Consider the following 3,901-nt stretch of genomic DNA (forward strand, 5'->3'; position numbering starts at 1 on the left):
GTCGCCGTGACCCTGCCCGGGAGCGTGATGCCCGGCAGGTAGTCCTCGTTGACGTGCGTCGCGTTGACCGCGTCCACCAGCTCCTGCCGGCGGCCCCAGAGGGACACCTCGCAGCCCGCGTCGGCGAGGATCATCGCGAACACCGTCCCCCACGAACCGGTACCGAACACGGCGCAACGGGTCACTTGCCGGCCTCCTTGGTGCTGCTGTCGTCGTTGCCCGCACTGCCCGCACTGCCCGGGCGGCCTTCGCCGCCCTCGATCCGGCTGCCGGCCGCCCGGTGGCGCTCGGCGGTGGCCTTCACGGCGCGGGCCTGCGAAGCCGTCCGCATGTCGTAGCGCTCGGCCGGCGGCCGCTCGCCGCGAATGCCCGCCAGCACCTCGGTGATCGCGGCCATGATGTCCTCGGTCGCGGCGCGCAGCACCTGCGGGGTCAGTTCCTGCCCCTGGTACCGGCTCAGGTCGACGGCCGGGCCGGCCGCCACCGTCACCTTGTGCCGCGGGAAGAGGTTGAACCTGCTCTTCCCCGAGCCGCCCCGGCCGTACGGCGGGATGATCTCGTGCGCGCCCCAGTGCGCGACCGGGATCACCGGCGCGCCCGTCATCAGCGCGACCCGGGCCACCCCGCTCTTGCCGGTCATCGGCCAGAGGTCGGGGTCACGGGTGAGCGTGCCCTCGGGGTAGAACTGCACGCACTGGCCGCCGTTGACGGCGTCGATGGCCGCCCGGAAGGCCTGCGCGGCGTCGGTGGAGTCGCGGAACACCGGGATCTGGCCGGTCTTGCGCAGCATGAAGCCGATGAACGGCACCGAGAACAGCGAGGACTTGCCCAGTATCCGGGGCGGCCGGCCGCTGTTGTACTGCCAGTGCGCGTAGACCACCGGGTCGATGATCGAGTTGTGGTTGACCGCGGCGAGGAAGCCGCCCTCTTCGGGCAGGTGCTCCCAGCCCCGCCAGTCCGGCTTCACCAGCGCGGTCGTCACCGGCTTCACCAGCACGGCCGCGAAGCGGTACCAGATGCCGTAGTCGGCGTTGCCGAAGCCGGCGTTCGAGCGGCGGGCCACCCCAGGTCCTCCTCATCCGGTGCGGCACACGGGGTGCCGCAGGTCAGTCGCCTCCCGGAGTCCCCTGTCGGGGCCCGGCACCCGGGAGCCCGGGGCGCGGGACACTACCACCCGGCCGCTCACGGCCGTCGGGCAGCCCTCGGGCCGGCCCGGCTCACGTGACCAATCGCACGTCAGCCCGGGCGGTGCGGCCTGGCGAGGGCTCCGGGACCGGCGCCACAATGGCGCCGATGACCCAGGACACGGTACGCCCCAGCGGCGCCCTCTCGCCCCCCGCACCCACCACCGGGTGGTCGCTGGTGCTCCCCCTCAAGCCCCTCGCGCTCGCCAAGAGCCGCCTCGGCCCGTTCGCCGGGGCGCACCGCGCCCACCTGGCACTGGCGTTCGCGCTCGACACCGTGACGGCGGCGCTGGCCTGCCCGGGCGTGTCACGGGTGGTGGTGGTGACCCGCGACCCGCTGGCCGGGCCGCGGCTCGCCGCCCTCGGCGCCGTGGTGGTCGCGGACGAGCCCGGCGGCGGCCTCAACCCCGCACTGGCGCACGGCGCCGCGTACGCGCGCGCACTCGACCCGCACGCCCCGCTGGCCGCCCTCTCCGCCGACCTGCCCGCCCTGCGGCCGGCCGAACTCGCCCGCGTCCTGGGCGCCGTGCCCGCCGCAGGCCCGCGCGGCGGCGGCCGGGCCTTCCTCGCCGACTCCCCCGGTCTCGGCACCACCCTGCTGGCCTGCTCCCCCGGGGCCGCGCTGGCGCCCGCCTTCGGCGGCGGGTCGCGGGCCCGGCACGCGGCCGGCGGCGCCCACGAGATCGGCCTGACCGACGTCCACTCGGTGCGCCGGGACGTCGACACCGGGGAGGACCTGGCGCAGGCCCTGGCCCTGGGCGTGGGGCCGTACACCACGGCCGCCGCCGCGGCGCTGGCCTGACCGGCCGTCGTCCGCCCGCCGCCGCGGCGGGGGCGCTCGATATGCTGCTCCCATGCAGGCCACCGCGTTCACCTTCGACCCCGACACCCGCGCGGGCTCCGTGCTGCTCGACGACGGCACCCCGGTGCCGTTCGGGGCGGCCGCGTTCGACGCCGGCGGCCTGCGGCTGCTGCGCCCCGGACAGCGGGTGCGGATCCGCACCGAGGGCGAGGGCGAGGCCCGCCGGGTGGTCTTCGTGACCCTGCAGACCTTCCCCGACCCCGGCGCCTGACGCCCCGCCGCCGGCCCGGAGCCGGTCCGACCGTTCGCGTCGGATCAGCGCACGGCTCCCCCGGCCTCCGGCCGGGAGGATGCCCGGCGTGGTGCGCCCGGCGGGAACGGTCGGTCAGGCTCTAGCGGGCCGGCCTGACCCAGACCGAGTGCAGCCGGCCGGCCATCCGGAAGGTCAGGCTCAACTCGCCGTCCCGTTCGATGGATTCCTCGATCCGCTCGGCCGCGCCGGTGCCCAGGAAGTGGCGGTACGCCTCGTACTGGTTCCAGCCGAGCGGCAGCACCCGCAAGGCCTGCCACAGCGCCGCGATCGCGTCGGGCAGGTGACTGAAGGTCGCCGGCGCCGCGATGTCCTCGATCTCGACCGTGACCGGCCCGCCGGGCCTGCGGGCGCCCTTCCCCGTGCTGCTGTTCACCCTGACTGCTCCAACTCCTCGTCGAGTTCGGCCCAGACGGCCTGGGCCGCGTCCGTGTACCGGTGCCCGTAGCGGTCGGCGCCCGCGAGCGCGGCGAGCACCGCCAGGTGCGCCTCGTCGCTGAGACTGCCGGGCAGCGCGGCGTCCACCCGGTAGCCGCCCGCCGGACCTCGGCGGACCCGCGGCCTGGTGCCGGTGGCACTGGCGAGACGAATCGCAAGGTCAAATGCCCTGTAGTTGGCACGCACCGACTCTCCCGCGCGCAGGCCGTCACTGAACGTAAATCTAAAGCATTAGATTCCACCTGATGCATTAGATTGTCAACGCTGAATTACCCGCCCTGCCATGCCGGGCAGTGGCGGAGCCTGCCGCCGGGAGAGCCAGATGCCCTCAGAGGTGCCCCCGTACCTGCAGATCTCGGACGACCTGCGCCGACGCATCGGCGAGGGCGAATGGCGGCCCGGAGAGCGCCTGCCGTCCCGCGCGCAGCTCGCCCTGGCCTACGGCGTGGGCGCCAACGTCCTGCAGCGGGCCCAGGAGCGGCTGATCGCCGAAGGGCTGCTGGAGGGCCGGCCGGGCTCCGGCACCTACGTGCGGACACCCACCGAGCGCGGACGCACCGTCCGCTCCCGGTACAGCGAACGGCGCGGGGATTCACCCTTCCGGGTCGAGCAGCGCGAACGCGGGCGGACGGGCAGCTGGGAGTCCAAGAGCTACGTACGGACTCCGGCACCCGAACACATCGCCCGTCGGCTGCGGATCGCCACCGGCGACCTCACCGTGCGCACCTGCTACGAATACCTCTCCGACGGCCGCCCGGCCCAACTGTCGGAAAGCTGGGAGCCGATGTCCGTCACCGCGGACACCCCGGTACTGATGCCCGAACTCGGCCCGCTGGCCGGCCGCGGCGTACTGGAGCGAATGGCGTCGATCGGCGTGGTGGTGGACTTCGCGGTGGAGGTTCCGCGACCGGGCCGCGCCACCGCCGAACAGGCCAATCTGCTGGGAATCCCGACCGGCGACCTGGTGACTCTCATCGAACGCACGTACTTCGATCTGGACGGGCGTGCGGTGGAGACCGCCGACATCGTCGTCCCGGACTCCAAGTGGGAAATCGCCTACGAGTTCCCGGTCGAACACTGGTAGTAATCCGGCGGGCCGCACAACACCGCCGCGGCCGGACGTGAAAAGAGCCGTGGCGGCCCGCCACCCGGAATTCCGAGTGAGCG

General features: G+C 74.0%; 6 protein-coding genes and 1 pseudogene. 3 read left to right on the forward strand and 4 right to left on the reverse strand.

Annotated elements, in window-relative coordinates; translation table 11 throughout:
• Positions 1 to 134: pseudogene (locus ACFUK0_RS39755) on the reverse strand (glycerol-3-phosphate dehydrogenase); the annotation flags it as partial.
• Between the two features lie 47 nt (positions 135 to 181).
• Positions 182 to 1,063: a lysophospholipid acyltransferase family protein gene (locus ACFUK0_RS39760; protein ID WP_380258896.1), complete on the reverse strand. Its 882-nt coding sequence runs from the start codon at positions 1,061 to 1,063 to the stop codon at positions 182 to 184.
• Between the two features lie 230 nt (positions 1,064 to 1,293).
• Here ACFUK0_RS39760 and cofC point away from each other — a divergent pair, with 230 nt between their 5' ends.
• The gene (cofC, locus tag ACFUK0_RS39765) at positions 1,294 to 1,986 is read left to right on the forward strand and encodes a 2-phospho-L-lactate guanylyltransferase (RefSeq protein ID WP_380258898.1); all 693 of its coding nucleotides are present in this window, start codon (positions 1,294 to 1,296) and stop codon (positions 1,984 to 1,986) included.
• 52 nt (positions 1,987 to 2,038) lie between these two features.
• Positions 2,039 to 2,257 carry a hypothetical protein gene (locus ACFUK0_RS39770; protein ID WP_380258900.1) on the forward strand — a complete coding sequence of 73 codons (219 nt, stop codon included), beginning with the start codon at positions 2,039 to 2,041 and terminating at the stop codon, positions 2,255 to 2,257.
• 121 nt (positions 2,258 to 2,378) lie between these two features.
• Here ACFUK0_RS39770 and ACFUK0_RS39775 read toward each other — a convergent pair whose 3' ends face one another.
• Both ACFUK0_RS39775 and ACFUK0_RS39780 read right to left on the reverse strand, forming a co-directional pair.
• Positions 2,379 to 2,672 (reverse strand): hypothetical protein, encoded by a 294-nt coding sequence (locus ACFUK0_RS39775; protein ID WP_380258902.1) that lies wholly within the window; start codon positions 2,670 to 2,672, stop codon positions 2,379 to 2,381.
• Positions 2,669 to 2,920 (reverse strand): hypothetical protein, encoded by a 252-nt coding sequence (locus ACFUK0_RS39780; protein ID WP_380258904.1) that lies wholly within the window; start codon positions 2,918 to 2,920, stop codon positions 2,669 to 2,671. The genes ACFUK0_RS39775 and ACFUK0_RS39780 overlap by 4 nt, the downstream gene beginning before the upstream one ends.
• A gap of 136 nt (positions 2,921 to 3,056) precedes the next feature.
• Between ACFUK0_RS39780 and ACFUK0_RS39785 the strand changes: the two genes are divergently transcribed.
• A complete protein-coding gene (locus ACFUK0_RS39785; RefSeq protein WP_380258906.1) occupies positions 3,057 to 3,818 on the forward strand; it encodes a GntR family transcriptional regulator in 762 nt (253 codons plus the stop codon).
• Positions 3,819 to 3,901 lie beyond the last annotated feature (83 nt).

The sequence above is a fragment of the Kitasatospora sp. NPDC057223 genome, from assembly GCF_042669755.1.
Taxonomy (GTDB): Bacteria; Actinomycetota; Actinomycetes; order Streptomycetales; family Streptomycetaceae; genus Kitasatospora.